General features: G+C 54.1%; 20 protein-coding genes and 1 riboswitch. Of the genes, 11 read left to right on the forward strand and 9 right to left on the reverse strand.

Annotated features, from left to right (window positions below; genetic code table 11):
• Window positions 1-521 precede the first annotated feature (521 nt).
• The gene (locus G5193_RS18170; RefSeq protein WP_005339200.1) at window positions 522-1,013 is read left to right on the forward strand and encodes an RNA recognition motif domain-containing protein; all 492 of its coding nucleotides are present in this window, start codon (window positions 522-524) and stop codon (window positions 1,011-1,013) included.
• 7 nt (window positions 1,014-1,020) lie between these two features.
• Here G5193_RS18170 and murI read toward each other — a convergent pair whose 3' ends face one another.
• The 3 genes from murI to G5193_RS18185 all read right to left on the reverse strand — a co-directional run bounded on the left by murI (window position 1,021) and on the right by G5193_RS18185 (window position 4,966).
• Window positions 1,021-1,824 carry a glutamate racemase gene (gene murI, locus G5193_RS18175; RefSeq protein ID WP_216979762.1) on the reverse strand — a complete coding sequence of 268 codons (804 nt, stop codon included), beginning with the start codon at window positions 1,822-1,824 and terminating at the stop codon, window positions 1,021-1,023.
• Window positions 1,825-1,932: 108 nt separating this feature from the next.
• Window positions 1,933-3,798 carry a TonB-dependent receptor domain-containing protein gene (locus G5193_RS18180; RefSeq protein WP_421206738.1) on the reverse strand — a complete coding sequence of 622 codons (1,866 nt, stop codon included), beginning with the start codon at window positions 3,796-3,798 and terminating at the stop codon, window positions 1,933-1,935.
• Between the two features lie 51 nt (window positions 3,799-3,849).
• Window positions 3,850-4,028, reverse strand: a riboswitch (cobalamin riboswitch).
• A gap of 35 nt (window positions 4,029-4,063) precedes the next feature.
• Window positions 4,064-4,966: a LysR family transcriptional regulator gene (locus G5193_RS18185; protein WP_107683393.1), complete on the reverse strand. Its 903-nt coding sequence runs from the start codon at window positions 4,964-4,966 to the stop codon at window positions 4,064-4,066.
• A 109-nt stretch (window positions 4,967-5,075) separates the two neighbouring features.
• Here G5193_RS18185 and G5193_RS18190 point away from each other — a divergent pair, with 109 nt between their 5' ends.
• From G5193_RS18190 to G5193_RS18205, 4 genes are all read left to right on the forward strand, one after another.
• Window positions 5,076-6,002, forward strand: a complete 927-nt coding sequence (locus G5193_RS18190; RefSeq protein ID WP_040069609.1) for a sodium-dependent bicarbonate transport family permease — start codon at window positions 5,076-5,078, stop codon at window positions 6,000-6,002.
• 4 nt (window positions 6,003-6,006) lie between these two features.
• Window positions 6,007-6,309, forward strand: a complete 303-nt coding sequence (locus tag G5193_RS18195) for a P-II family nitrogen regulator (protein WP_005321666.1) — start codon at window positions 6,007-6,009, stop codon at window positions 6,307-6,309.
• Window positions 6,310-6,371: 62 nt separating this feature from the next.
• A complete protein-coding gene (gene purE, locus G5193_RS18200; RefSeq protein WP_335832887.1) occupies window positions 6,372-6,881 on the forward strand; it encodes a 5-(carboxyamino)imidazole ribonucleotide mutase in 510 nt (169 codons plus the stop codon).
• Window positions 6,878-8,002, forward strand: coding sequence for a 5-(carboxyamino)imidazole ribonucleotide synthase (locus G5193_RS18205; RefSeq protein ID WP_421206741.1), 1,125 nt, complete (start codon window positions 6,878-6,880; stop codon window positions 8,000-8,002). Before purE ends, G5193_RS18205 begins: the two co-directional genes overlap by 4 nt.
• Before the next feature lie 73 nt (window positions 8,003-8,075).
• Here G5193_RS18205 and G5193_RS18210 read toward each other — a convergent pair whose 3' ends face one another.
• The 3 genes from G5193_RS18210 to G5193_RS18220 form a co-directional block, all read right to left on the reverse strand.
• The gene (locus tag G5193_RS18210) at window positions 8,076-9,266 is read right to left on the reverse strand and encodes an L-lactate MFS transporter (protein ID WP_040069602.1); all 1,191 of its coding nucleotides are present in this window, start codon (window positions 9,264-9,266) and stop codon (window positions 8,076-8,078) included.
• Window positions 9,267-9,375: 109 nt separating this feature from the next.
• A complete protein-coding gene (locus tag G5193_RS18215; RefSeq protein ID WP_421206743.1) occupies window positions 9,376-10,119 on the reverse strand; it encodes a LytR/AlgR family response regulator transcription factor in 744 nt (247 codons plus the stop codon).
• 129 nt (window positions 10,120-10,248) lie between these two features.
• Window positions 10,249-11,922 carry a sensor histidine kinase gene (locus tag G5193_RS18220; RefSeq protein ID WP_160880862.1) on the reverse strand — a complete coding sequence of 558 codons (1,674 nt, stop codon included), beginning with the start codon at window positions 11,920-11,922 and terminating at the stop codon, window positions 10,249-10,251.
• A 133-nt stretch (window positions 11,923-12,055) separates the two neighbouring features.
• On the opposite strand from G5193_RS18220, the gene G5193_RS18225 reads away from it, so the two are divergent.
• Window positions 12,056-12,460, forward strand: a complete 405-nt coding sequence (locus tag G5193_RS18225; protein ID WP_421203620.1) for a hypothetical protein — start codon at window positions 12,056-12,058, stop codon at window positions 12,458-12,460.
• Window positions 12,461-12,485: 25 nt separating this feature from the next.
• Here G5193_RS18225 and G5193_RS18230 read toward each other — a convergent pair whose 3' ends face one another.
• Both G5193_RS18230 and G5193_RS18235 read right to left on the reverse strand, forming a co-directional pair.
• Window positions 12,486-16,097, reverse strand: coding sequence for a response regulator (locus G5193_RS18230; RefSeq protein WP_421206745.1), 3,612 nt, complete (start codon window positions 16,095-16,097; stop codon window positions 12,486-12,488).
• A 10-nt stretch (window positions 16,098-16,107) separates the two neighbouring features.
• Window positions 16,108-16,731 (reverse strand): response regulator, encoded by a 624-nt coding sequence (locus G5193_RS18235; RefSeq protein ID WP_421203623.1) that lies wholly within the window; start codon window positions 16,729-16,731, stop codon window positions 16,108-16,110.
• A 639-nt stretch (window positions 16,732-17,370) separates the two neighbouring features.
• Between G5193_RS18235 and ecpA the strand changes: the two genes are divergently transcribed.
• The 5 genes from ecpA to G5193_RS18260 all read left to right on the forward strand — a co-directional run bounded on the left by ecpA (window position 17,371) and on the right by G5193_RS18260 (window position 23,914).
• Window positions 17,371-17,958, forward strand: coding sequence for a common pilus major fimbrillin subunit EcpA (ecpA, locus tag G5193_RS18240; protein WP_421203624.1), 588 nt, complete (start codon window positions 17,371-17,373; stop codon window positions 17,956-17,958).
• Window positions 17,959-18,023: 65 nt separating this feature from the next.
• Entirely contained in the window at window positions 18,024-18,686 is a 663-nt protein-coding gene (locus G5193_RS18245) for a hypothetical protein (RefSeq protein WP_421203626.1), read from the forward strand.
• A 51-nt stretch (window positions 18,687-18,737) separates the two neighbouring features.
• Window positions 18,738-21,200, forward strand: a complete 2,463-nt coding sequence (locus tag G5193_RS18250) for a TcfC E-set like domain-containing protein (protein WP_421206747.1) — start codon at window positions 18,738-18,740, stop codon at window positions 21,198-21,200.
• A 309-nt stretch (window positions 21,201-21,509) separates the two neighbouring features.
• Entirely contained in the window at window positions 21,510-22,184 is a 675-nt protein-coding gene (locus tag G5193_RS18255) for a fimbria/pilus periplasmic chaperone (protein WP_421206749.1), read from the forward strand.
• Window positions 22,185-22,297: 113 nt separating this feature from the next.
• Window positions 22,298-23,914, forward strand: coding sequence for a hypothetical protein (locus G5193_RS18260; protein ID WP_421206751.1), 1,617 nt, complete (start codon window positions 22,298-22,300; stop codon window positions 23,912-23,914).
• Between the two features lie 388 nt (window positions 23,915-24,302).
• Here the strand turns inward: G5193_RS18260 and G5193_RS18265 are convergent, their stop codons facing one another.
• The gene (locus G5193_RS18265; RefSeq protein ID WP_421203633.1) at window positions 24,303-24,911 is read right to left on the reverse strand and encodes a hypothetical protein; all 609 of its coding nucleotides are present in this window, start codon (window positions 24,909-24,911) and stop codon (window positions 24,303-24,305) included.
• Window positions 24,912-24,971 lie beyond the last annotated feature (60 nt).

Genomic DNA, 24,971 nt, shown 5'->3' on the forward strand with positions numbered 1-24,971 from the left:
ATTGAAAATCAAAAATTGTTTTTGATGCTCGATGCTGTGAGTGCCCACACAGATTGCTTGATTCAAATTGTTAAAGAACGTCACGCTTGTCGCGTTGAGGAGGCGCATATTACGCTTCTCACCTCGAAAGTCAAGCAGTTGTTTTCGCTTTTCTTTCGGCGCCCACTTCGCTAGGAAGCTGGCTCATCAGTCCGGCGTGTTCCGCCGTGCTGGTAGGGGCGCATTATAGGGGGCGGCGCTGCGATGACAAGACTTTTTTTTGAAGATAATCACGAAAATTTCAAATTATTCAATTAGAAACAGCTTATTCAGTGTATATATACAATGTTATCCACAATCCGGTTGTTTCACTCCCATTTTAGCGTCATTTATGTCGCCTTCAGTGACCTTGGGAATGCCATACTGGAGCCGATAACCTCTCCCGAGTGGTCCATGGTAGCGCCAATCAGGAAAGCTGGTTACCATGGAGGTGAATATAGTGTTGCACCTTTTTTGCTTTCATTTACAAAAGGTCTTTTAAGATGAATTTATCCAAGTTTCCCGTATATATGCAGGCCGCAATCCTTGCTCTGGTATTGGCAGTGGTTGGCTACCTGGTTGCCCAGGCCCTGCAGTTCTCTTTGAAAGCGGAAGTGATTTTTGCAGCAGGTCTGGCCATCGGCGGTTTCGTGGTACCGCTGTTCCTGAAGCGAACCCCGGCTAATGTTGCCGAGTCGATCGCCAATCAGGAGACTTGCACCTTATATGTAGGCAACCTGCCCTATCGCGCCAATGAGATCGCAGTGCGCGAATTGTTTGCCGAACAGGGCCAGGTCATTTCCGTGCGGTTGATGAAAGACAAGGCAACCGGCAAGCGCAGAGGTTTCGGTTTCGTGGAGATGCCCGCCGCCGATGCCGCCAAAGCGATTGCCGCTTTGAATGATAAAGAGTATCAGCAGCGCACCCTCAAGGTGCGTGAAGCGAATGACAAACGTGATAAAGAGGAAAGAGAAGGTAGCGAAACTGACGCCTAACCGCTCGTCAGTACTTCACCTCTTCCAGTGATGACAGCCCCCATGCTTGCAAGGGGGCTGTCAGTTTTTGAGCCTCCCCATCCAGCCGGGTACAGTAAGCCCTGGCAATTACCTCTTCTATATGTACAGGCTGCACTGTGGCATGCCCGCCATTGTTCAGCAACCAGGCCACCCGTTTGGCAACAGCACTGCCCGAGTCAATAAGCTGGCATTGCGGCATCAGTTGCCCAATCTCTTCATTAAGTAGCGGGAAGTGAGTACAACCGAGCACCAGCGTATCCGGCTGCTCTTCCCCATCCAGCCAGTCGGCCAATACCTCGCGCAGCAACGCCATATTGACCGGCAAGCCCGCCAGCTTGTGTTCGGCTTCTATGACCAGCTCGGTGGTGCCCTTGAGCAGCACCCGCTTGCCGGGAGCAAACTGGGCGATCAGTTCGTGGGTATAGTCGCGGCTCACAGTGCCTGGCGTAGCCAGCAGACCGATACAACCATTGCGAGTCTGTGCAGCGGCAGGCTTGATGGCTGGCACCACCCCCACCACAGGAATATCCAGTGCCTCACGCAGGGCTGGCAGCGCTATGGTGCTGGCCGTATTACAGGCAATCACCACCAGATCGATATGATGACGGGCCACCATGGTGGTCACCAAGCGGGTGCAGGCAGCAATCAGGGCGGGCTCGCTCAATTCACCATAGGGGAAGTTGGCATTATCGAAGCAGTAGAAATAGTTGTGTGCCGGCAGAACGCGGCGGATCTCGCGGTAGATGGTCAGGCCACCCATACCGGAATCAAACACGAGAATATTGGCCACTTGAGCTCCCCTTTGGTGCAAGGCGGCGATCATACTCCCGCCTGCCGCCAATAGAAAAGGCCCTGCCAATAGCAGGGCCCCAGATTTTTCCGCTTGGCCGGGTCCGGCTTAGAGTGAGTAATCCATCGTCACGTAGTAAGCGCGCTCATCGGCCGGATACCCCACTGCAGTCTGATACTCCTTATCCAGCAGGTTGTTGATCTTGCCAGATACCTTGAGCGCCGGGGTGACCTTGTAGCCGACCGCCAGATTCCACACGCTGTAGCCACCGAGTTTGGTGGTGTTGGCCACATCGCCATAGCGCTCCCCCTGATAGATCCAGCTCAATGAACCATCAAACTGCTGCCACTGCGCCTGCGTCACCCACTTGGCCCCTTTACGGGAGATCAGCTGCAACTGCTTGTCGGTCACCTTGTCTTTGGGAGACTTATACTCGGCAGAGACCCTATGACTCAACCAGCCAGTGTCGAACTCCCCTTCCAGCTCGATCCCTTCAATGCGCGCCTTGCCAACGTTTTGTGGTGTCCACATCCCCTGACTGTTGGGAGCCCACTGGATCATCTGTTCGAAGTCATTGCGATAACCGGTGGCTCGCCACTCGACACCCGCAGTTTGACCATCCAGCATCAGCTCGCTGCTCTTCGACTCTTCCGGCTTCAGGTTAGGATTGCCAGAGCCCGGATAGTAGAGGTCATTAAAGGAGGGGGCGCGGAAACCGGTGCCATAGCGGGCGCTCAGGCGGTAATCCTCGACAAAACGCCAGCCTGCGCCAGTTTGCCAGGTGTTGTGACGACCAAACTGCTCGTTGTCATCACTGCGGCCGCTCAGCTCGGCCTGCCAGGTCTGGTTGTCGAACTGAGCAAGGGCATAGAGGCCGTTGTTGTCACGCTCTTTGGCGTCGGCCGGATACGTGGAGCCGGAGGAGCGGGAGCGATCATCCAGTCGATCACTCTGCCAATCGGCCCCGCCTCCCAGCGTCCAGCTCTCGTTCAATTTCAAGCTGTTGACCCAGTTCAGGCTGTACTGGCGGGTGTAGGTCCGGTTATTGGCCTGATCGCGGCCACTGTTGTCCTGATAGTCGTACGCATCCTGTTTGGAGAAGGCGCCACGCAACTCACTCAGATAGCGATCATCGTGATAGCGCGACCCCAGCTGATAGCTCTGGTTTTCAGTCCAGGTCTCGTTGCGCTGATGGGTGGCAGGCCCCCAGGCGGAAGCCGCAGAAGAGCGGTCGTACTGGGCGACATTGCGGAACCAGCGGGTTGTACCGAACAGATCCCAATTGCTGCCGAGCGCCTGCTGGTAGTCCAGCATGGCGTTGTAGCCCTGATGCCCGTGACGGTCACCATCGTTGATGCCGGGCAAGGGGTGTACGTTGTAACCCTCTTCATCATCAAAACCGCCAGCCACCTTGAGCTGACCCGCCTCACCTACCTGGCTGGCACTACTGAAAGCGGCCTGACGCTGTTGATGGGAACCAGCACCGATATTGAACTTGTGCTGATTTGTCCCCTTGTCGGGACGGGTAATGATGTTGATCACCCCACCGATGGCGTCGGAGCCGTAGATGGTGGCGCGCGGGCCGCGGATATACTCGATCCGCTCGACCTGATTGAGTGGCAGATTGTTCAGTTCGGTCATCCCGGCGGTCAGGGAGGCACTGCGTACCCCATCCACCAGCACCAGCGTCTGGGAAGAGGTGCCACCACGCACCCGCAGCGAGCTGAGCTGGCCTCGGCCACCATTGCTGACCACTTCCACACCGGGCAGGGTCTTGACCACATCGGTCACGGTCTGGGCTTGCAGGCGATCGATCTCGTCCCGGGTCACCACATTGACCGGGGCCAGAACGCTGGAGGCAGGTTGGGCGACGCGGGTAGCGGTCACCACCATGGTGGGATTGACGGGAATGGTCAGCTGCTGGGCAAACGCCGCCGTCGGCAACAGGGCAGCCGCCAGAAATTTCTTCGACATGAGAGATCCTTAAGTTCGCGTAAGTATCTACTTCGTGGCCGGTTTCTCTCGGCCCGAAATACGAACTCTGGCAGGTCTTCGGGCTCGGGGGCTGATGGCCTACGGCGACGGCTTCCCGCCTGACGGCAGTGCCCTGATGTCGCTTCGTTCCCCCTTACCGCTGCGCGCCAGCTCCGGATTTTCACCGGATTCCCTATTAAGCATGATGCGCCAAAGCGGGAGGATTATAGGCAGAGCCAAGCTGGATGTATAGCCATCCAGATTTCTATTTATTGCCAGCCAGCGCCGCCAACCGCTGCTGGGCGCCCTCCATCACCGCCTGTACCCCGGGATGAGAGAGATGGCGTCCTGCCGAGACCAGATAGTAAGAGAGGGTGACATCGGTGAGGGTCGCAATTCGCTCCACCCCGTAGAGGCGGCCAATTTCGTCAGCCATTGCCAGCGGTGCCGGGAAGATCCCCATCCCCGCCTTGCCGAACGACTTCATCAGGGTGGAGTCATCAAACTGCCCCACCAGATGGGGATGAATGCCCTGCTGGCGATACCACGCCAGCAGCCGATCGTGGGTGGCAGACTTCTCTCCGGGGATCAGCAGCGGCAACCCCTCCAGCGAGGCGGGAAAGCCGTCCCGCGCCCGAGCCGCCAGCTCCGGGCTGGCAAACAGCGCCAGCGGGCTGCGCCCCAGCTCGTGGTTGTAGCCGCGCACGCCACTGTCGGGGGGAAGCGGGCGATCGATCAGCACCATATCCAGCTTGTGACGGGCCAGCTCGCTGAACAGCTGCTCGGCCCGCTCCTCGTGGCATACCAGCCGCAGCGGCGTCGCCAGCGCCATGGCGGGAGCCAGCAGCTCGAACGCCAGGGTGCGGGGTACCGAATCGGCGATCCCCACCTGCATGGTCAGCTCCTGACTGGCGTGGCGCAGGGTGTGCTCCAGCTCGGCACCGAGCGAGAAAATCGCCCCCGCCTGCTCCTGCGCCTGCCGTCCGGCGGCGGTCAGCACCAGACGCCGCCCCACCCGGTTGAACAGCGCCACCCCGAGGGACTGCTCCAGCTCGGCGACCTGACCGCTGATGGTCTGCGGCGTGAGATGCAGCTGTTCGGCGGCCTGCGTCACGCTGCCGCTGCGTGCCACATGCCAGAAGTAGTAGAGCTGTTTGTAGTTGAGCATGCCGTTCCCTATCAGTTTTTACCGAACAACCATCAGCGAGAATCTGATTTTATCGAAACATTGCGGGCTCTAGCATGCAACCATTATCTGAACTGCCCTGCGAACCATCATGCTGGACGTTGTTGTACTCTTCTTTTTGTTTGGTCTGCTGGCCGGTCTGGTGCGCTCCGAGCTCAAACTGCCGCCTGCCCTCTACGACACCCTCTCCCTCTTTCTGCTTCTGGCCATCGGCCTCAAGGGCGGCGTCGGTCTGGCCCAGCAATCCCTGCAACCTCTGCTGCCACAACTGGCGCTGGTGATCCTGCTCGGCGTGGTGCAGACCCTGCTCGGCTTTGCCGTGCTGCGCCTCAAGATGAACCGGGTCGATGCCGCCGCCACCGCCGCCCACTACGGCTCGGTCAGCGTCGCTACCTTCGCGGTCGGAGTGAACTGGCTCACCGAACGGGGCATCAGCTTTGAATCCCAGCTCTCCATCTTCTTGGCTGTGATGGAGATCCCGGCCATTCTGGTGGGCATAGTGCTGGCCCGCGGCATCAGTCGCGAGACCCGCTGGCGCATGCTGGCCCACGAGACCTTCCTCGGCAAAGGGGTAACCCTGCTGCTGGGCGGCATGGCCATCGGCTATCTGGCCGGGCCGGATGGAATTGCTCCGCTCAAGCCGCTGTTTGTCGACCTGTTCAAGGGGGCGCTGGCACTGTTCCTGCTGGAGATGGGCCTCATCGTCGCCCGTCAGTGTCAGGACTTACGCAAGCATGGCTTCTTCCTGCTCGGCTTCGCCCTGTTGATGCCGCTCGCCTCGGCGGGACTGGGATTGGCAGCTGGCCAGCTGATGGGCCTCTCTCTCGGTGGCCTGACTCTGCTGGCTACCCTGGCGGCCAGCGCCTCCTATATTGCCGTGCCGGCCACCATGCGCATCGCCGTGCCTCAGGCCAACCCGGGGCTGTCCCTCAGCGCCGTGCTGGGGGTCACCTTCCCGTTCAACATCATGCTGGGGATCCCGCTCTACCACAGCTGGGCCCGCCACTTCACGGAGTAGCCACATGCAGACCGAGACCCGCACCCTGCTGACCGTCATTACGGAAGCCAATCTGGAGCCGACCCTGCTGCGCACCCTCACCCGCGAGGGGCTGCGCGGCTACACCATCACAGATGCCCGCGGCCGGGGGGATCATGGCGAGCGCAACGCCAGCTGGAGCGAGAGCGGCAACATCAGGCTGGAGGCGATCTGCAGCCGGGAGCAGGCGGAGCGGCTGCTGGCACACCTGCAGAGTCGCTACTACCCCGATTACGCCATGATCGCCTTTCTGCAACCGGTCGAAATCGTGCGACCCGAGAAATTCTGAGCCGGCTTGCCGGCTCTTTTGCCCACCAAAAGCAAACGTTTAACAGCAAGGATTCAGAGAAAATGAACACCCCTCCCCTGATCGGCCTGGTTATGGGCTCCGACTCCGACTGGCCCGTGCTGCAGGCCGCCGCCCGCATCCTCAAGGAGCACGGCGTGCCCTACGAGGCGCAGGTAGTCTCGGCCCATCGCACCCCGGATCTGCTGTTTGAGTATGCCGCCACTGCCCGCGAGCGCGGCCTGCGCGCCATCATCGCCGGGGCCGGTGGCGCCGCCCACCTGCCGGGCATGGTCGCCGCCAAAACCACCCTGCCGGTGCTGGGGGTGCCCATCCCCTCCCGTCATCTCAAGGGGATGGACTCCCTGCTCTCCATCGTGCAGATGCCCAAGGGGGTGCCGGTCGCCACCTTCGCCATAGGCGAGGCGGGGGCTGCCAACGCCGCCCTGTTCGCGGTCTCCCTGCTCTCCGTTGCACAAGACGACGACGCCCCCCGCTACCGGCAGCAGCTCGACGACTTCCGCACCCACGAGCGAGATCGGGTGCTGGCGCTGCAACTGGAGGAGCCGACATGATCCTGCCACCCGCCACCCTCGGCATGCTGGGGGGCGGCCAGCTTGGCCGCTACTTCGTGATGGCCGCCCATCGGCTCGGCTATAAGGTGGTGGTGCTGGATCCCGACCCAGCCAGCATCGCCGGTGCCGCCGCCGATCATCATATTGTCGCCCCCTATGACGACACTGGGGCACTGGTCGAGTTGGCCAGCCGCTGCGATGCCATCAGCTGCGAGTTCGAGAACGTGCCTGCCGCCACCCTAGCACTGCTCGAAAAACAAAAGCCGGTGCGCCCAGGCGCCAGCGCGGTGCGTATCTGTCAGGATCGTTGCGAGGAGAAAGCCTTTCTGCGAGGAGCAAACATCCCGATCGCCCCCTATCTGGCGCTACTGCCGGAAGAGCCCATCCCCGCACAGGCCAGCGAAATCTTCCCCGCCATTCTCAAGACGGCCCGCGAGGGGTACGACGGCAAGGGGCAGTGGCAGGTGAGCGATCTGGATGAGCTGGCGACGGCGCTGGCAGCCAGTGGCGTGCCCTGCGTGCTGGAAAAACGGCTGGCGCTGGAGGGGGAGTTTGCCCTGACCCTGGCGCGCAACCCGAGCGGCGCCATCAGCTCCCTGCCACTGGTGCAGAACTGGCACTGCGGCGGCATTCTCGATCAGACCCGCTCCCCGGCCAATGTGCCGGTGCTGGAGAGCGAGGCCAAGGCGATCGCCGAGCGGCTGATTGTCGCCCTCGATTACGTCGGGGTGCTGACGGTGGAGTTCTTTCTGGTGGAAGGCAAATTGCTGGTCAACGAGCTGGCGCCCCGCCCCCACAACTCGGGTCACCCCAGCCTCGACAACGCCGCATGCAGCCAGTTCGAGTTGCAGGTGCGGGCCCTGTGCGATCTGCCGCTGCCGGAGCAGATTGCCGTGCGCCCAGCCCTGTTAATCAACCTGTTGGGGGATCTCTGGCAAAGCGGCACGCCCGACTGGGCCACCCTGCTGGCGCTGCCCGACCTGCATCTGCACCTCTACGGCAAGGGCGACCCCCGCCCCGGCCGCAAGATGGGCCATATCACGGTAACCGGTGACGACTGGTCAACGGTGGAAGAGAGCTGCCGTCAGGCCCGCCAGCTGCTGGGGCTAACGCCGCGCTGATCGACCATCGGAAATGCAAAGACCCGGGCTATGCCCGGGTCTCTGTTTTTGCTTACTGTGGCAGGGAGACTTATCAGGCCCGCTCGACCGCTACCGGTGCCGGCAGGCGGATGGTGAGGGAGAGCACCAGCGCCACCACCAGCAACACCAGGATCAGGTGGAAGGTCGCCATAAAGCCGCCAAACAGGGAGGCCACGATGGAGCCGATGATGCTGCCCAGACCAAAGCCCAGATAGATGACACCGTAGTTCTTGGTCAGGTTGTTGAGACCGAAGAAGTCGCTCACCAGCGAGGGGTAGACGGTGATGGTGCCGCCGAAGCTGAACGCCACACAGGCGACCGCCACGAAGAACAGGTTGGCATTGAGCGGCACGAAGAGCAGCAGCGCCATGCCCGCCAGGGTAATCAGCTGGGCGATGGTGATGACCCGGATGCGGGACATCTTGTCGGAGAGGATACCCAGCACCAGACGGCCACCCAGGTTGGCCATGGCGATGATGGCGACGGCATTGGCGGCGACCACGGCTGGCAGGCCCACCATCTTCTCGCCGATATCCTTGGCCACGCCGATGACATAGAGGCCGCTCATGCAGGCGGTGAGGAACATCAGCGCCAGCATCCAGTACTGCGGCTTGCGCATCGCCTCGGCCAGGGTGAAGTCACGGCTCTCACTCTGCTGCACGGAGGCGGCCTGCTTGGGCGCATCCTTCATCAGCATGCCGCCCACCAGCACCATGGACATGGCGATCAGCCCCCACAGCTGGAAGGTGGTCTCAAGGCCGGAGCTGGAGAGCAGCAGCAGGTTGATGTATTTGAAACCGAGACTGCCGAGACCATAGGCCCCGATGGAACAGGCGGAGATCAGCCCCTTGCGCTCCGGGAACCACTTCACGCAGTTGGAGAGGGTCATCAGGTAGCCGGTACCGTCGGCAAAACCAACCAGAATGCCCGCGCAGAGGTAGAGCATGGCCAGATTGCTGGCGTGAGCGGTGAGGAAGAAGCCGATGCCGAGCAGCACGCCAGCACCCAGCGTCACGTTACGCACCCCGAACCGCTCCTGCAGCTTGCCCGCCATGGAGGAGGCGACCGCCAGCGAGAGGCTGAGCAGGCCGAAGGCGAAAGCGACCTGACTCACCGGCTCGTCCAGCTTGTCGGAGAGCTGGGCGTTGAACAGGCTCCAGGTGTAGACGGAACCCAGTGCGAACTGGGTGATAATGGTACCGATCAGTGTCAGATACCGGGTGCGATTCATCTCTTTGGTCATGATGCGTCTCGGTCGATGGCCTTAAGGAAATTGAGGCCACTATAGGCAAGACGCAGTTCGCGCCGATCGATTAAGGCATGAAATGCAGATCGGCGGGAATGAATGACAATCAGAGCCGCATCAGCTGACGGAACGCCTTGATGTTGCTGCGACTGACCGGCACCTCGAACGGCAGATCATGGAGCCGGATGAGATAGGTGCTGTTGAACCAGGGGACGATTTCGCGGATCTTGTTGATGTTGACGCAGTAGGAGCGGTGGCAACGGAAGAACCCCTCGGCCGGCAGCCGGCTGACAAACTCGCTGATGGTCATGGTCATCACGTAGCGATCATCGCGGGTGTAGACATAGGTGAGCTTCTCGTCGGCTTCCGCGTAGTAGATCTGCTCGCAGGGGGTGACGATGATGCGCTCCCCCTTCACCAGATTGACGGTGCGATTGTGCGGGCTGCTCCCCTCGCCGCTCGCCTCCCCCGTGGAGGCTGGCTGCGACTTGCCCGCATGCTCGAGCTTTTGCAGCAGATTGATGAGGCGCGGCTCGTTGTAAGGCTTGAGGATGTAGTCGAACGCCTCCAGCTCGAACGCCTCCACCGCAAACTCCTTGTAGGCGGTAACGAAGACAATGTGGGGCGGATGGCTCGACTTGTGCAGGTTCTTGGCCAGCAGCAGGCCATCGATGGAGGGGATCTGGATATCCAGGAACACCACATCCACCTCGTGATCCTGCAGGTATTTGAACGCCTCCAGCCCATCCTCGAAGCTCGCCACTATCTCGATCTGGCTGTGCTGACTCACCAGATAGATCAACTCCTCGCGAGCCAGATACTCGTCTTCCACTATGATCGCTTTCAACATGACATTGCCCCCTGAAGGAGCACAGGAGAAGCAAGCTCCTCACGAATCAAACATTCGTCTTCCACAATGATCGCTTTCAGCATGACAACACCTCTCGCGGCACACACTTATCCTCAACCATGATGGCTCTCAGCATGGCATCGACTCCTGATCCGGCAGATAGAAACTCACCTCGGTACCCGGCTCCAGCCGCTTGAGGTGCAGGCCGTCACCATAGAGCAGCTTGACCCTCTGATGCACGTTCATCAGGCCAATGCTGCGACTCTCCACCCGACCGGCGGCGACCCCGTCGATCACCGCCTGACTGATGCCGTAACCGGTATCGCGCACCGATACCCGGATGCCGCCCGCCAGCTGTTTCACCTCGATGGTGACCCGGCCCGGCGCGCTGCGGGGCTGGATGCCGTGCAGGATGGCGTTTTCCACCAGCGGCTGCAACAGCAGGCTCGGCACCTGAATGTGCACGTCGTCCACCTCGAACACCACCTCTAGCTTGTCGCCGAAGCGGGCCTGCTCGATTGCCACGTAGTCACGCACCTGCTGCAGCTCCTCCTGAATGTCGATAAGCTCATCCCCCTTGTTGAGGTTGTAGCGCAGGTAGTCCGCCAGATTGGCGATGAGCTGGCGCGCCTGCTGTGGCCGGATGCGGATCAGCGACGAGATAGCATTGAGGGCATTGAACAGGAAGTGCGGGTTGATCTTGCTCTGCAGGGCGGTGAACTCCGCCTTGCGGGTCATCTCCTTGAGTTGCTCGATGCGCGACACCTCCATCTGGGTGGAGATGAGCTGGGAGAGGCCCACCGCCATCTCCCGCAGGGAGCTGGTGATGCTGTGGGTGCGGCGGTAGTAGATCTTGAGGGTGCCGCTCACCGAGCCGTTTTCTCGCAGCGGAATAATGATGACCGAGTGGAAATCGGAGAGGTGATACTGGCGCAGATCGTTGTTGATGATGATCTGGTCGAGCAGCACCGCCTGCTGGGTCATGCCGCTGATGGCGTGGTGCTCATCCAGCTCGTAATAGTCCTTGCCCACCCCGACATAAGCCAGCACGTCATGGGTATCTGTGATGGCCACCGCATCGGCGCTGATGTCGCGCCGGATCACATCACACACCTGACTGAGAGAGTGGCGATCGATGTTCTGGAAGAAGGGCAGCGTCTTGTTGGCGATATCGAGCGCCAGCTTGGCCTGCTTGGCGGCAATCAGCTCCTTCTCGTCATCCAGATCCTGCACCAGCTTGATGATAAGGCCGATGCAGAGCGCCCCGGCGATCATCGGATAGGCGATATGGTTGACGATCTCCACCCCGACTTCGTGGGGCTCGGTCAGCAGCCAGATCAGCAGCATGGTGAGCCCTTCGCACAGCATCCCCGCCAGAATGCCGTAGAGCCAGAGCCGCGACTTGCGGCAGCGCAGGTGCAGCCAGGTGGCGAGCAGACCGGCGATGATGCTGGCGATGAGGCACGGGATCGAGGTGTGGCCATCCATGTCGATGAGATAGCGGTGCAGACCGGAGATGACCCCGGCCGGAATGCCGACCCAGGGGCCGAACAGAATGCCGCCCGAGATGATGGCGATGATCCGCACGTTGATCAGCGCCCCCTCTACCGGAATGCCGGTGTAGGTGCTGAACACCGCAAACAGGCAGAAGATGGAGGCTACCAGCACCAGCTCCGCCGGGGTGTGATCCCGCTTCTGGAACAGCCGCTGGAACGGCCGGGTGCGGGTCAGGAAGAAGAGGGTCATCAGCATCAGCGCCGCCCGTTCGAACACCGCCAACAACATCATTTGATTTTCGAGCAACACCCGCACCTCTCCCGCATGTAAAACAACAAGGCTGCGCATTGTGCCACTCCAGGTCGGTCTAAGCTTTTTCTAATGCTCGCCGATAGAGAAATTGACTCCATTCGGGGCCACCACACAGGAGATACACATCATGAAAAAGAACTTCCTGCTGCTTGCACTCCCCACCCTGCTGATTGCCAACCAGGTCGAGGCACAAACACTGAGCCAGACAGTGACCTGGCAAGCAACAGCCAGCAAAGACAGCCAATCCTCCGTCAGCTTGCTGCATCCGGGGCAACAAGCCATTTCCACAACAAACCCGGCGGCTCAAGTATTGGCAGCCAAGCTAACCTCTCCCGATAGCGGGTTAACGTTTAAAGCTCGCACCTTGTCGACGGCAAGTGATACCCCCACTGTGATGCTTAATGGCAAAAAGCTCACTACAAAGTACCAGTCAGTCCCAGCAACGGAACAATATTATCTTTCATATCAACAAACGGCCCAGTCTGCTGGGCAGCTAACCGAAAGTGGGTATGAGCTAGTAGCCTACTGGTAATCGCCTAAGACCGCAGTGAGAGGGGTTACTCCCCTCTCGTTTTGTGTGCTTTATTCCAATAATCGACCCCAGCCTTTACCTGTTGATACATATTTCGGACCTGTCTCAATGCTGCGGGCATGCAAACCGACAGACGAGGTGACTGCTCCCATTCGCTACAGCAGGCAACCAATTCATCCGCTCCCAGAATCCTGGCCCCCCCTTTCAAACGATGCAGCTGGGCCAAGAACTTCTGGCTATGACCTTGCATACAGGCTTCAGCAAGATGCTGCATGTCTTGTTCAGATGCAGTGACAAACTCATTAATCAATACGCTCATCAGCTCACTGTTCCCTACCGTAAGCTTGCTCAATTTATGCATGAATCGAGTAGCCATATCTTCAGGAGCCAGCAATATTTTCCCTGGGTGGTGGGTAGCCAAGCATGCCTTGAGGTCATCGAGACTCACGGGCTTGAACAAACAATCGTCCATCCCAGCCTCCATGGCCCTCTGCACTTGATCTTGGCGAGCATCTGCAGTCAAACCAATCACTACGGTACGCACGGCTTCATTATCTCGCTCCTGCTGGCGCAGCAAAGTGGTAAATTCCAAACCATCAATATCAGGCATATTGAAGTCGCTAATGATGATATCAACAGGCTCCTGTGACAACAGTTGCAGAGCGGATTTACCTGAGCTGGCCGTCAGCACCTCATGACCTAAAAATGTCAGTTGCTGGCTGACCAGCAAGAGATTTGTCGGGTGATCGTCAATAACAAGAATACGGTATCCCGCATTGTCATATGACGGAGTAAACCTCTCTTCTGAGCCACACTCTCGGACAGCCAAGGTTTCCGCAAGAGGCAAACGAAGCGACACGATTACCTTTGTCCCCAGTCCCAGCTCACTGTTTATTTCCAGATCACCTCCCATCATCTGACACAGAGTCCGGCTGATCATCAGTCCCAACCCGGTGCCAGATTTTTGTATATCGGCAGGTTGCGTAGCCTGACTAAAGGGCAAAAACAGATACTCCAAATCTTCCTTACTGATCCCGATCCCGGTATCAGCGACACTTACGGTGATGTCACACCATTCTCCATCTGGCCGTAAATCAACCGCCAGTTCGACACCGCCTTGGCGGGTAAATTTAATGGCATTACTCACTAAGTTGGAAAGCACCTGCTTATACCTAATAGGGTCAACCATGACGGCCACATCATGCTGGTCGTATAATTTCAAGGTCAGTCCCTTCTGACGTGCTACGACAGAAAAAACATTGATTACAGACTGGTTAAGCACATTGATTTGTTGCGGTGATGGAGACAGCTCCAGTTTGCCTGATTCAATTTTTGAAAGGTCCAGTATGTCACCTATCAACCCTAGTAAATCATGCGACGCTTGATAGGCGACTCGAATTGCATCACGGTCCTCCGTATTCAAGCCATCCTTTCTTAATGTCAACTCAAGCAAACCAATGATGGCATTCATCGGCGTTCTGATCTCATGGCTCATTGTGGCTAAAAAGGTTGACTTGGCACGACTGGCCGCCTGAGCATCACGGCTTGCATTATCTAGTCTCTCGATCAAAGAGACTCGTTCACTGATGTCTATCCAGCCACCGACAACACCATCGACCTCTTCTGAAAGGCCACGAAAAACCTGTATCCAGTGATATATATTTAAAACTCGATCGGTCAGCAGCAATACATGATCGCCATCTCTGGGCTCTGCATCCTGAAGAGTCCCTCGATAAACATCGCCAAGGACTGACATATATGGCCAGCGTCGCTCACATTCTTCTATTGTCAAGCCGATTAAGTCTCTTTTTTCAACATCAAAAAATGCCGCATAACTGCTATTACAGAGTATCAAGCGACCTGTTACATCCCTAGCATAAATAGGATGGGGAGTACTATCCACCAACTCTTCAATAAAGTTAAGCTGTGCATTCAGCTCTATTTCCGCTTTTTTTCTCAGCTTGACTTGCCGGCGCAAATAGAGTATCCAAAAAAAGGCTAATACCAGCGTCAGCAGTGCTGCAAAAATATACTTAGCATAAATAACTATAAACTCATAAAAAGACATTTCATCATGTTTTGCACTGACTCGCCAGCGAGATGCCAATATATCCAGCTCATCAGGTGGGATGGAGGCCAATACTTTATTGATGATGCCAATCAGGTTTGACTGATCTTGGTTGACAGCAAAGGATGCTCTTATTGGCATCGAATCAAAAAGCTCACCAGCAATGATCAAGCTATCTGAATATTCTGAGTTAATCAGATACTTGGCTGCTCGCAGTGGCACCAGTGCCATATCACATCGTTCAGAGAAGACACATTCCACCGCGTCAGTAAGTTTTTTCACCCATACTGGCTTATTGACTGATAGCTGGCCCCCATAAGGATATTCCAATCGAGCACCCTCAATCTGCGCAATACGGCCACGTTCTAATATCTCGCTGGCAGATGGTCGCTGTGGATTTTTCTTAACGACCATCACAATGGGATCAAGCATAAACGCACGGCTAAACAGCAGCGTGTCTTCACGAGCTTTCGTCGGGGTAATGACGATGGCATCAACCTCTCTGCGCCCCAGTCTTTCTAGCTGTTCAAGAGAAGAGCCGATAGGTACGGGAGTGACCTGAATGCCGAGCTTGGCACCAATCACCTGTAATACATCCAGAGAGATGCCATGCAGGTTACCTCTGACATCGATAAAGCTCAGTGGCGGTGCCCCTTTATTTACCGCAATTCTAAGCTCCCCTTTGCTATTGATCCATTGCCATTCCTCTTCCGTCAGCATGGCAGGCTTTGATTCGATAGATAGGCCCCCACCACTCCATCTTTTCAAAATAGAGTCATGATGGAACGTGGTGACGACACGGAGAGCAATATTCACTATATCTCTTAGGAGATCATCATCAGACTTGAGTCCAAATGCAAAACCATTGGTCTGCGCAAAAAGTGGTCTAACCAGATGCACACTGTCCTGATAAAGCTTATTGACAATAAAGTTACCTGATATCATGTCAATCAATACGGCATCAGCCTCACCATAGGCAACCGCAGCTACCGCACTGTATTTTGAGGCATGTATATCTATCTTCACACCAGGTAATATTTTTATTATTTCGGCCATAGGCAAATAACCTTCTGCCACCGTAATATTTTTTATCTTTTTATTATTTACACTGATGTTTTTATAGAGAGCCGGCTGATCTTCAAGATAGACATCCGTTAATAACAATCCATTATTTATCTCATACCCATTGGCAGAGCTGATCATGTCAGCCTCACCCATCTTGACAGCCATGATCGCGGCATCACGTGAAGGGTATTTTTTGGCAAAAATATCTATATCAAGAATTTTCGACAGCAATCCAAGTACATCGGCCGTTGCACCCTCATAGTTTTCTGAGCGAATGGTAATATCCAAGGGGGGGTTATCAGGCAATGGCACAGCCAATACCAATTGCTCTTTTTTACGCAACCATATTAGTTGTTCAGCATTAAATGCCGGCAAGGTGTTTTTATAGTTATACGATTTCTCACGAGAATGAATTTTAATATATTCGTCTTTCGATGATGCAAAGCTAAAAAAAGGTATCACCAGCATAATAGCAAGATATTTAATGAAGCTGTTCATTTTCATTGGCGTCCACTCAAAAAAGACTTTTGCTCTTTGCTAGTTCTATTAGCTCCACAATATTGGAAACATTTAACTTTGCCATCAGTCGTGCTTTATAAGTGCTGATGGTTTTTTCACTAAGCAACATATCTATAGCAATTTCCTTATTTGCCTTGCCAAGGCAGAGGTTGCGCAACACTGTCATTTCTCGACTTGATAGGGTGCTGAAAATATTATCTCCATCAATTAGCTCTGCATATTTCCCATGATGCATAACTTTTTTTGGAAAAGCTTTTTTCTGACTCTGGCATTTCAATATAGCCTTTTTAAGCATCATAATATCATCTAATTTTGAGACAAAACCATCTGCTCCGGCTTGCAAACACCTTAACATATTATGTTGACTATCGAGCGCGGAGAAAACAATGATAATAGCAGGCGATCCCTCCATTCTAATTCTTTTAATCACTTCTATACCATCCAAACTTGGAATTCCGATATCAATGATAGTAATATCCGGATTGATTTTTTTAAAAACTGACAGGGCATCAACACCATTATCAACCTCACCCGCAACTATATAATTTTCTTGTTGCAACAATATGCGAATGGCAACTCTTATTGCTGGATGATCATCCACAACCAATACTTTTCTCATGCTCCCTCCAGGACAGCTCCAACTGAAAACCAAAATAATGCTGTCTATTCTTAGCTTTACTTGAGTTCCTAAGGCGTATCAAGCCATAGCCAAGCTTTCTAATAGCTTAATGAACGCCTCATCAATCATGAATCTTATCTGGCATTTACTGCTGGAGCTAATACATGAATGTCTGATGCATCATGATTATAGCTGAATGTGGCCATCGCTAACGGAGAGAAAGATCTACTTGTAAATCATTGATAATTAATGCCTTTATAAGATTCCCTACATAACTATACGTTAATGAATGGTAAAGCAAAGGTACTTTCGATTACCACTTAACACATTGTTATGTCTAGCAATAACTATTTCGTAATAGATTGTTTCAAGCATCCCTGCCAAAACATCGATGCAACAACAGTCGACGAAATAACCAACAAAAAAACAACAAACCCCGTTGTTGTTTTTTAAATGCACCTTAGGAATTGTCCTACATGCTTTTTGGTCGCATCTCGAAACATGGCCGATTAATATTTTTCCATCTTGGCAAACAGGCATGTCGCGGTGAGATTCCGATAATAAGTGCATTGCATACCAGCCAAGACCACGAGAACGCATATTCAATCACCAGAATATAAAAACAACCGAGGATTTATAATGAAAAAGACTCTGATCGCCATCGTTCTAGCTGGCTTTGCGTCAACTGCTGCCCATGCTGCAGTTGAAGCACCTCCTTCCATTGCAACCTGGAAAGCCACAGCCAAGAAAGATACCAGTAGCGACCTGGTCGTCACTCCGCTGGGCAGCCTCGCATTCCAATATGCCGAAGGCATCAAGGGCTTTAACACCGTCGATGGCCTGTTCGACGTTAGCGTTCAGGGTAATGCCGGCGAGGTGGGCGCTGAGCTGACCGAATTTACCCTCAAGGCCAAGAAGTTGAGCGGTACCCTGAACCACCTGAGCGGCGGTTCAACTGTCGATGTGGGTGTGTTCTGGATGGGCCAGCCGGTCGCTTCCACAGGCTACACCACCCTGATTGACACCGCAGCCGGCATCAATGGTGGCAACCTGGCACCAGTTGCACAGGGCGCCAATACCGCTGGTGAGCGCACCAGTGCTCAGGCCGCCTTCAGCTTCAATATCGACAGCGCCACCGTCAATGGGACAAACGCTCCATTCACCACCCTGCCTGACGGTATCTGGTCTGGTGAGGTCAGCGTTGAGTTTGTCGCCAGCTGGGCCTAAACACGCCACCCGACTCCAACTGGGGGGCCAATCTGGTCCCCCTTTTTTAATTACGGAACACCATCATGCGATTCACGATCTTTCTGCTGGCAGGCCTGTTTTATCTGCCGGTGGTCAATGCGATCAACGTAGGGTCGGTCACGACCTTTATCGATAGCAATGAAACCGAAGTGGCCAAAGAGATTGAAAACAACAGTGACCAGGCTCGACTGGTAACGGTGAATATCTCGCGTATCTCATCCCCTGAAGAAGGAGGGGTAGACATTCCGATGGAGGTAGAGGGTGAATTGCTGCTCTCACCGGCACGCATGATGTTGCCCGCCAAGGGGAAGAACAACGTGCGTTTCTTCTATAAAGGTCCCGCTGATGACCAGGAGCGTTACTACCGCATCACCTGGCGCGATACGGCGCTCTCCATGGATGAGCAGCGCAACGAGAGTCGTCAGGCGATGGCCACTACCTCTGCCCAGATCGGCACCATTCTGGTGGTGACCCCACGCAAGGTACGCTTTGACTATCTCTTGAGCCATGGCGAGCTCACCAATCGGGGCAATGCCTCTTATCGGGTGGTGGCCTATGGTGTTTGCCGCGACCAACCGGGCAAGCAGTGCAAAGAGACCTATTACGACTTGCCGGGCAAACAGCGCGTCTTCAAACGGGTTGATACCAATCACGAGAAGAGTCACGTCGGTCTCTGGCTCGGCAAAGACTTTGCCACCGTCAAGTAACCTTGCAGCGACCAGCTCAAGCAGCAGACTAATCACTACTTTGGATAAATGATGCGCCCCTGGATTCAACAATATGCCGTCAGTGTTGCCGCTCTATTGCTTGCCACCAGCGCAGCCGCAGAATCGATCGCACCGTTGCGCCTTGCCAATGTCATCATTCCAGCCAGTTTTGCCAGTGCACTGCGCGATGGTTTGTCAGTCCCTGTGCTACTGCACTATCGGGATGAACTGAGCGGGAAAGAAACCCTCACCTCAGATCCGATTGGCAGTGCCACTCTGGTGCTCAGAGAACAGCAGTTGCAACTGCTGAATATCGACTTCGGTGCCAGCCAGCAACAGACGCAGCTCAACGAGGCGCTGGTCTCGACCCTCTCTGCCGATAGCGAACAACGCACCTTTGATGAGCAAGGTCATCTGGAGGTCAATTCCGATGCCAGCATGAAGCTGGATTTGCTCACCATGCAGTTGAATATAGAAGTTTCTCGCGATGCCTTTGGGATGGCCGCTACCCAAGATTCAAGCACCAGCCTGACACCCAGTGTAGAGGCGCTGACCAGCGTGCATCGTTACAACTTGGGCTACTCCTTCAACAACACGGATTACGGCTATCTCGACTCCAACTTTGTCCAGCTTGGCAGTACCTTCGGCTACGGGGCGCATCACATGACGCTGGATGGTTCTCTCTTCAACCTGGGCGAGCCACAGCAAAGCGGCACACTTTACAGTGCCATGTACGAGCGGGATCTGGATGATCGTCGTCTGGCCGCTGGCATGGTATCGACCTGGGATTTGCAAACATTGGGCATGGTCACAGCCCTGAACAGCAGACGTATCTATGGTGCTTCTTATGGCAACCAGGCCCAGTCTCGCCAGCAGAACGCCAACCAATCCACGACCCCGGTGCAGGTCTTTATGCCCGCCAACGGCGAAGCGCGCATCTATCGGGATGGCCGTCTGATTGGGCTGCAGAACCTCAATATCGGCAACCAGAGTATTGATACCACTTCCTTCCCTGGTGGTGTCTATAACGTCACCGTTGAAGTCTATGTTGATGGACGTTTGACCGACACCAGCACCCAGCGCGTCACCAAATTGGGAGGGGGCAACCAGTTCGTCGGCCGTTGGGGCTGGCAGTGGTGGGGGGGCTGGATGGAATCAACCTCAGATGAGCAGGGTGACTCTCCCTTGTTGGGCGTATCTTTCTCTCGCACCCTGGATGCCCTCACCTATTCCGGTACCAGCTATGCCTTCAACCAGGCCGTTGTTGCTGAAAGCGGGATACAGTGGCAGGCCCATGAACGCATCAACCTGGGCGCCCAGGCCATGGCCTCTTCTGATAGCGCCTGGCGAGCAGGTAGCAACATCAGCGTACAACCGATCGACAATGTGTCACTCTGGGCTTCACAAGAGAAGCTGAGCAGCGGCTCACGCCTTAACCTCAGCGAAAGCCACCTCTACTCATCAGGACTCAGTTTGAGCCTTGGCGGCTGGCTGAATGGCCTGGGCCAACTCTCGTTCAGCACTACCCATGACAAAGAGATAGGCAGCACACGCAACTATCTGGACTACTACCAGCACCTCTATTCCGGTCGCTATGGCAACCTGTCGATGCGCGCCAGCGTGCAGAGCGGCAATGATGACCGCATCGGTAGCAACAGCAACAAGAGCATCACGCTCGATTACAGCTTGCCGCTGGGCCAGCTGTTCAGCATGGGCATGAGCAGCAACGAACAGGGCCAGAGCATTGCCAACCTCAACTACCAGCAGCGGTTGGAGGGGGTTGTCAACCTGGCTTCTCTCAACGTCCAAAAGGTCTTGAACGGTGATGAACGAGGTTCCCCCGCCCTCTCGGGTACCTTGGGCTTCGAGCATCAAGTCATTAGCGGCACCTCCAGTCTGTCGCGCAGCAGTCAGGGTGATCTTAACGGCAACCTGATCGCACGGGGCTCGATCGCCACTGCGGGTGAACACCTGGCAGCATCAGGCAGGAACGAGGCCAACGCTGGCGTGCTTATCGATACCGGGTTATCTGGTGGTGGACAAATGCTGGCCAAGGTCAATGGCCAGGACTATCCCCTGCAAGGTGAGAAAACCTTCCTGGCCCTGCAACCCTATCAGGAATATGAAATCGAGCTGCTCAACAGCAAAACCAGCATGGACAGCTATGAAATAAACACCGGTAAACAACGTTACACCCTGTTTCCCGGCAACGTGGCCACCCTGGATGCGCGCAACAATATCAAAGAGATGGTCACAGTGTTTGGCATCATCAAGGCAGAGGATGGCAGCCTGCTGACCAATGCCAGGTTGGATAATCACATCGGCAGCACGGTCACCAATGAAGCAGGGGAGTTCTCTCTGGATGTGGATAAAGCCAACCCCATGTTGATGTTCCGCCGCGGCAGTGATTTTTGTGAGGCGGAGTTGGATCTTGAAGAGCAGACTGGCGCCGCCTGGATAGGGGTCATTACCTGCAAGGGGCTGCCGACATATGCGATGGTGACAAGGAATTAACCGTGAAGACCTCTCTTTGCTCGACGCAATGGTTGTACGCTGCGCTGACTGCACCGGATATTGGGTCATTGTGATTAAGCACGACGCCATCATTTCCTGTTAATTGAAAACGAAACCGAGGACAGCTGGCTTGTGAGACCGATAAAGGTGGTACAAGCAGCACCTTATCAAGGAAGGATGTATCACTCCGGGTAATGTTGATGACAATCAAAGCTCCGGTCACTCATCGAATGATCGACAGATGGTGAATAGCAAAATGCCCCAGGCCATGATGAAGGTCACCAGAACTTATTATTGGAAGAGATAGATATGTATCGTACTTTCTTGTGTTTGATCTCGCTGGTTTGGGGGCTCCCCGTCACAGCCATTGATATAGGTGCCATGACAGCAATCATGGAACCATCAAGTGATTTGATAGCGCGGACCATTATTAATAATGACCGTTTACCCAAGGTGTATGAAGTCAAAGCACAGAAGATAAGCGACCCCACAGCCAAAGGCTACCCATTGGCCATGTTGCCCGGTGAGCTGCTGTACACCCCCAAACGCTTTGTACTGCACGAAGGGCAGAGGCAAAATGTCAAACTCTATTACAAGGGAGCCAAGGATGATCAGGAGCGCTACTATCGCGTCTTTTTTGTCGAATCACCCGCAGCCCAGCTTGAAAAAAAACCACCCGTCGATCGCAAAGGTACACTGGAGCTGAACATTGAGGTGCAATCCATTCTGGTGGTGCGACCCCGTCAGGAGAAATTCAATTACGAGCTCGATGAAAGCGAAGGGACGATTCGCAACACAGGCAACACCTTCTTTGAGTTTATTGTCAAACAAGGCTGTGATGAACCAGACAGCACGGCAGATACCAAATATCTGCTACCGGGGGAGACTTGGTATAACAGCAAGATTTCACAATCCGGCAATCAGAAGCTGATCGTGTATGACCGCCGTTTTATGACCATAGGTCAAGCATGCTCACCAGCTTAACGCATAAGCGTATCCGCTTCTCTTCGTGATGATGCATCCCTAAACGTCGCGGACTGAAAACAGTATTCAAGACACGACTGGGTTGACATATTTTGAACATATCAGGATAACTCATGACACATCTTTCCAAAATATTGCTGCTACTGCTAGGTAGTTACCAGGTGATGGCCAACACCCCGGTCCGTTATATCGACAAAGAATCGAATCTGGTCATCGTAAGCGTAGAGGGGCACCCCGATTTGCTCATTCGTACGCCTAAACCTACTGATGTTAACATCTATAACCTGGACAAGACCAATGGAGTGTTGGCTTTTAGTAACGATGATAATTTTTTACCACGAGTCTTACCTGATGGTTACAAACTGGATGTATGGGAGGATGGCCCCATTTCCTTCCCGTATGCAAGTTTGCTGTGTAGCAATAATAATGGTGGCAATTTTAGGCAGGGGTGCAGCGGTTTCAGTCCACGAGCGAGGCCTGCTCAGATAGACGCCAAAGGCTTTTATGGCTTCAGCGACTATGGGCACAGTTCCTATGGTTTGAGCAGCAGATTATCGCAAAATACACTCTGGTATCTGCGCGATGCGCCGGTAGGCACATCGATAGTGCGTGACCTCCACTATTGCATCTACCAAGATACAAACAATTCCAATCGTTGCACCGCCCAAACCCAGCCACACGACTGGCGCGTGCGTAAATTAACCACCAATAAGGCCGGGCACATCAAGTTTGTCAGCAAAGATATCAATGAAGAGATTGTGATAGATAGCAATGGCAACCCTACTCCTGCCCCCGGTGGGAGCGGCGCCTGTATTGCTGACAGGGTGGGCGATAGCGATGGGCTCACATGCACCATTGCCTCATACAACCTAAGCTGGGTACCGGCTCCGTATCCCCCTTATTCACCCTTAGATGAATATTTCTTTTCTATGGTTCTCAAGCAAAGACTATCTGGTAGCAATGAATTAATCGCCTTCAAGTTTGGCCCACAAATTAACTGGGCGCCTATTTATCCTGGGAATACAACTATAGTGAACTCAGCAAGGATTAGAAGCCGGAGCGGAACAGAACAGATTAAAGTATTTTTCAATAATGCACTTCTCAAGAGAATGTACAAGCAAAATAAAATACATTTCGATGACATTGCGGAACTGTATGCCACATATTCAACCGGTTACCTGTTTGGTCTATCCATACCTTTTAGGGGAGGGTTTGAGTTTATACCGCGAGCACAGACAGTGAGCATCAAGTCGGCCGATGGTAACCCATCGCCTTATCAGACCGGTGAGGTGGGCAAGGACAATCTGGTGTTTAACTACGAGCTGTCGGAAACCGGTTATACCAATGCGGCCCGACTGGAGGTCAAAGTCACGCAAGATGTCGGTATTCCCCATCAGGGTCGGTGTACCTTCTACCCGGACGGACAAATCGAATCCTCCCGGGCAGTGCCTGTGCCTACCAGCATCATCTTCAGCTCTGCTGGTAACCAGCCGGTATCCACGCCCATAGAGTGTAATGGTCCTCCCATAGACCTGAGGTCCAGAAAGATTATTGAATCACGACCAGCACAAGAATGGGATGAGGGGGGTATAGGTTATACCCGCTTCTATGACCTGGGCCTGCAATTTTCACTCACTGACAATATGACCAGAAAAACAGTGAGCGGTGATGACTGGGAAGGGCTCGTTCATCAGAGTGGAAAAATCATTCTTACCGGTATCTGGAATTGATGCTGCCAATATATTAACCAAATTAATACCTGGCTTTGCCAGGCTGAGATAACACAACAATTAAGGCAGATGCCATGATGAAATCATGGCATCTGCCTTAGTATAACATTACTACACATTCTTGTTCTGTATATTTATAAAACCACAGTTATAAATATCTCAAAACTGCGCACCACTCTAAATAAAAGGCAACTATACTATGCTTTTTATGCGTTTAAAAACTCATTTAAAAGTCATCAACATGACAACAACTTAATTGAATAGGCGAGAGTGGTAACATCGGCATAAAAACGCCCAATAGGGAGGGTAGCCTATGCAATAGGCTGAGACTGATTCAGTATAAAATGACGAAAACAATCGCAATATGGCTTTCAATTCATTATAGATTTTATTGTTTTTGCAACAGTAGTCCTTCCTTAAATAGCTGGCGGGCATGTTCAGCATCGATATGTTCAAACAATGCTGGATCAGGACAATGAAGAACCTGAGTACGTAACCGATGAATATCTTGCCCCGCAAAGGCGGGTTTATTTGTAAGAAATAATGCGTAAACATTTTGATAGACAGACGCACGATTTTTCTTTGCCAATTCAGATGCTGTATGCCACAAAGTATTACCCGCAGTATCGATCAGGCATTTCCCACCTTTGGAAAAAACCCGAACCGGCAATTTCAATGGCAACTCAGGGAGACGCTTGCACGACTGTGCCGGCACCTGACCCTTGATTAGTGGCCGTCCTGGCGATGACCAATAGATAGTTTGTTGCGAACTTAATAACTGACAGGATACTGGAATACGCAGGGTAAACAAATCTTCGATTATACCGCCTTGTAATGGCACCAATTTATCATCACCCCGTAAAAATAGCTCTCCCTGGACGCTGGGTGTGATTAGCATCATGCGCAAGAATCCATCCCGATAGCTTTGGAACTGAAATGACTCTGCAGCCCATGACCATTGGAAAATACATAACAACCCTATCACCCGAGCAATCATCTAATACCCCTTTTTCATAAGGGGCATATTTCATTGCACTCAGTTGAACAATAAAAGAAC

It is taken from the genome of Aeromonas sp. 601027 (assembly GCF_049174455.1).
In the GTDB taxonomy this organism is placed as follows: domain Bacteria; phylum Pseudomonadota; class Gammaproteobacteria; order Enterobacterales; family Aeromonadaceae; genus Aeromonas; species Aeromonas veronii_A.

Excerpts from the sequence above, each read along its gene's own strand:
- G5193_RS18170 (WP_005339200.1), top strand. The coding sequence starts at position 522 with ATGAATTTATCCAAGTTTCCCGTATATATGCAGGCCGCAATCCTTGCT.
- G5193_RS18180 (WP_421206738.1), bottom strand. The coding sequence starts at position 3,798 with ATGTCGAAGAAATTTCTGGCGGCTGCCCTGTTGCCGACGGCGGCGTTT.
- G5193_RS18185 (WP_107683393.1), bottom strand. The coding sequence starts at position 4,966 with ATGCTCAACTACAAACAGCTCTACTACTTCTGGCATGTGGCACGCAGC.
- G5193_RS18190 (WP_040069609.1), top strand. The coding sequence starts at position 5,076 with ATGCTGGACGTTGTTGTACTCTTCTTTTTGTTTGGTCTGCTGGCCGGT.
- G5193_RS18195 (WP_005321666.1), top strand. The coding sequence starts at position 6,007 with ATGCAGACCGAGACCCGCACCCTGCTGACCGTCATTACGGAAGCCAAT.
- purE (WP_335832887.1), top strand. The coding sequence starts at position 6,372 with ATGAACACCCCTCCCCTGATCGGCCTGGTTATGGGCTCCGACTCCGAC.
- G5193_RS18205 (WP_421206741.1), top strand. The coding sequence starts at position 6,878 with ATGATCCTGCCACCCGCCACCCTCGGCATGCTGGGGGGCGGCCAGCTT.
- G5193_RS18210 (WP_040069602.1), bottom strand. The coding sequence starts at position 9,266 with ATGACCAAAGAGATGAATCGCACCCGGTATCTGACACTGATCGGTACC.
- G5193_RS18215 (WP_421206743.1), bottom strand. The coding sequence starts at position 10,119 with ATGTTGAAAGCGATCATAGTGGAAGACGAGTATCTGGCTCGCGAGGAG.
- G5193_RS18225 (WP_421203620.1), top strand. The coding sequence starts at position 12,056 with ATGAAAAAGAACTTCCTGCTGCTTGCACTCCCCACCCTGCTGATTGCC.
- G5193_RS18230 (WP_421206745.1), bottom strand. The coding sequence starts at position 16,097 with ATGAAAATGAACAGCTTCATTAAATATCTTGCTATTATGCTGGTGATA.
- G5193_RS18235 (WP_421203623.1), bottom strand. The coding sequence starts at position 16,731 with ATGAGAAAAGTATTGGTTGTGGATGATCATCCAGCAATAAGAGTTGCC.
- ecpA (WP_421203624.1), top strand. The coding sequence starts at position 17,371 with ATGAAAAAGACTCTGATCGCCATCGTTCTAGCTGGCTTTGCGTCAACT.
- G5193_RS18245 (WP_421203626.1), top strand. The coding sequence starts at position 18,024 with ATGCGATTCACGATCTTTCTGCTGGCAGGCCTGTTTTATCTGCCGGTG.
- G5193_RS18250 (WP_421206747.1), top strand. The coding sequence starts at position 18,738 with ATGCGCCCCTGGATTCAACAATATGCCGTCAGTGTTGCCGCTCTATTG.
- G5193_RS18255 (WP_421206749.1), top strand. The coding sequence starts at position 21,510 with ATGTATCGTACTTTCTTGTGTTTGATCTCGCTGGTTTGGGGGCTCCCC.
- G5193_RS18260 (WP_421206751.1), top strand. The coding sequence starts at position 22,298 with ATGACACATCTTTCCAAAATATTGCTGCTACTGCTAGGTAGTTACCAG.
- G5193_RS18265 (WP_421203633.1), bottom strand. The coding sequence starts at position 24,911 with ATGATTGCTCGGGTGATAGGGTTGTTATGTATTTTCCAATGGTCATGG.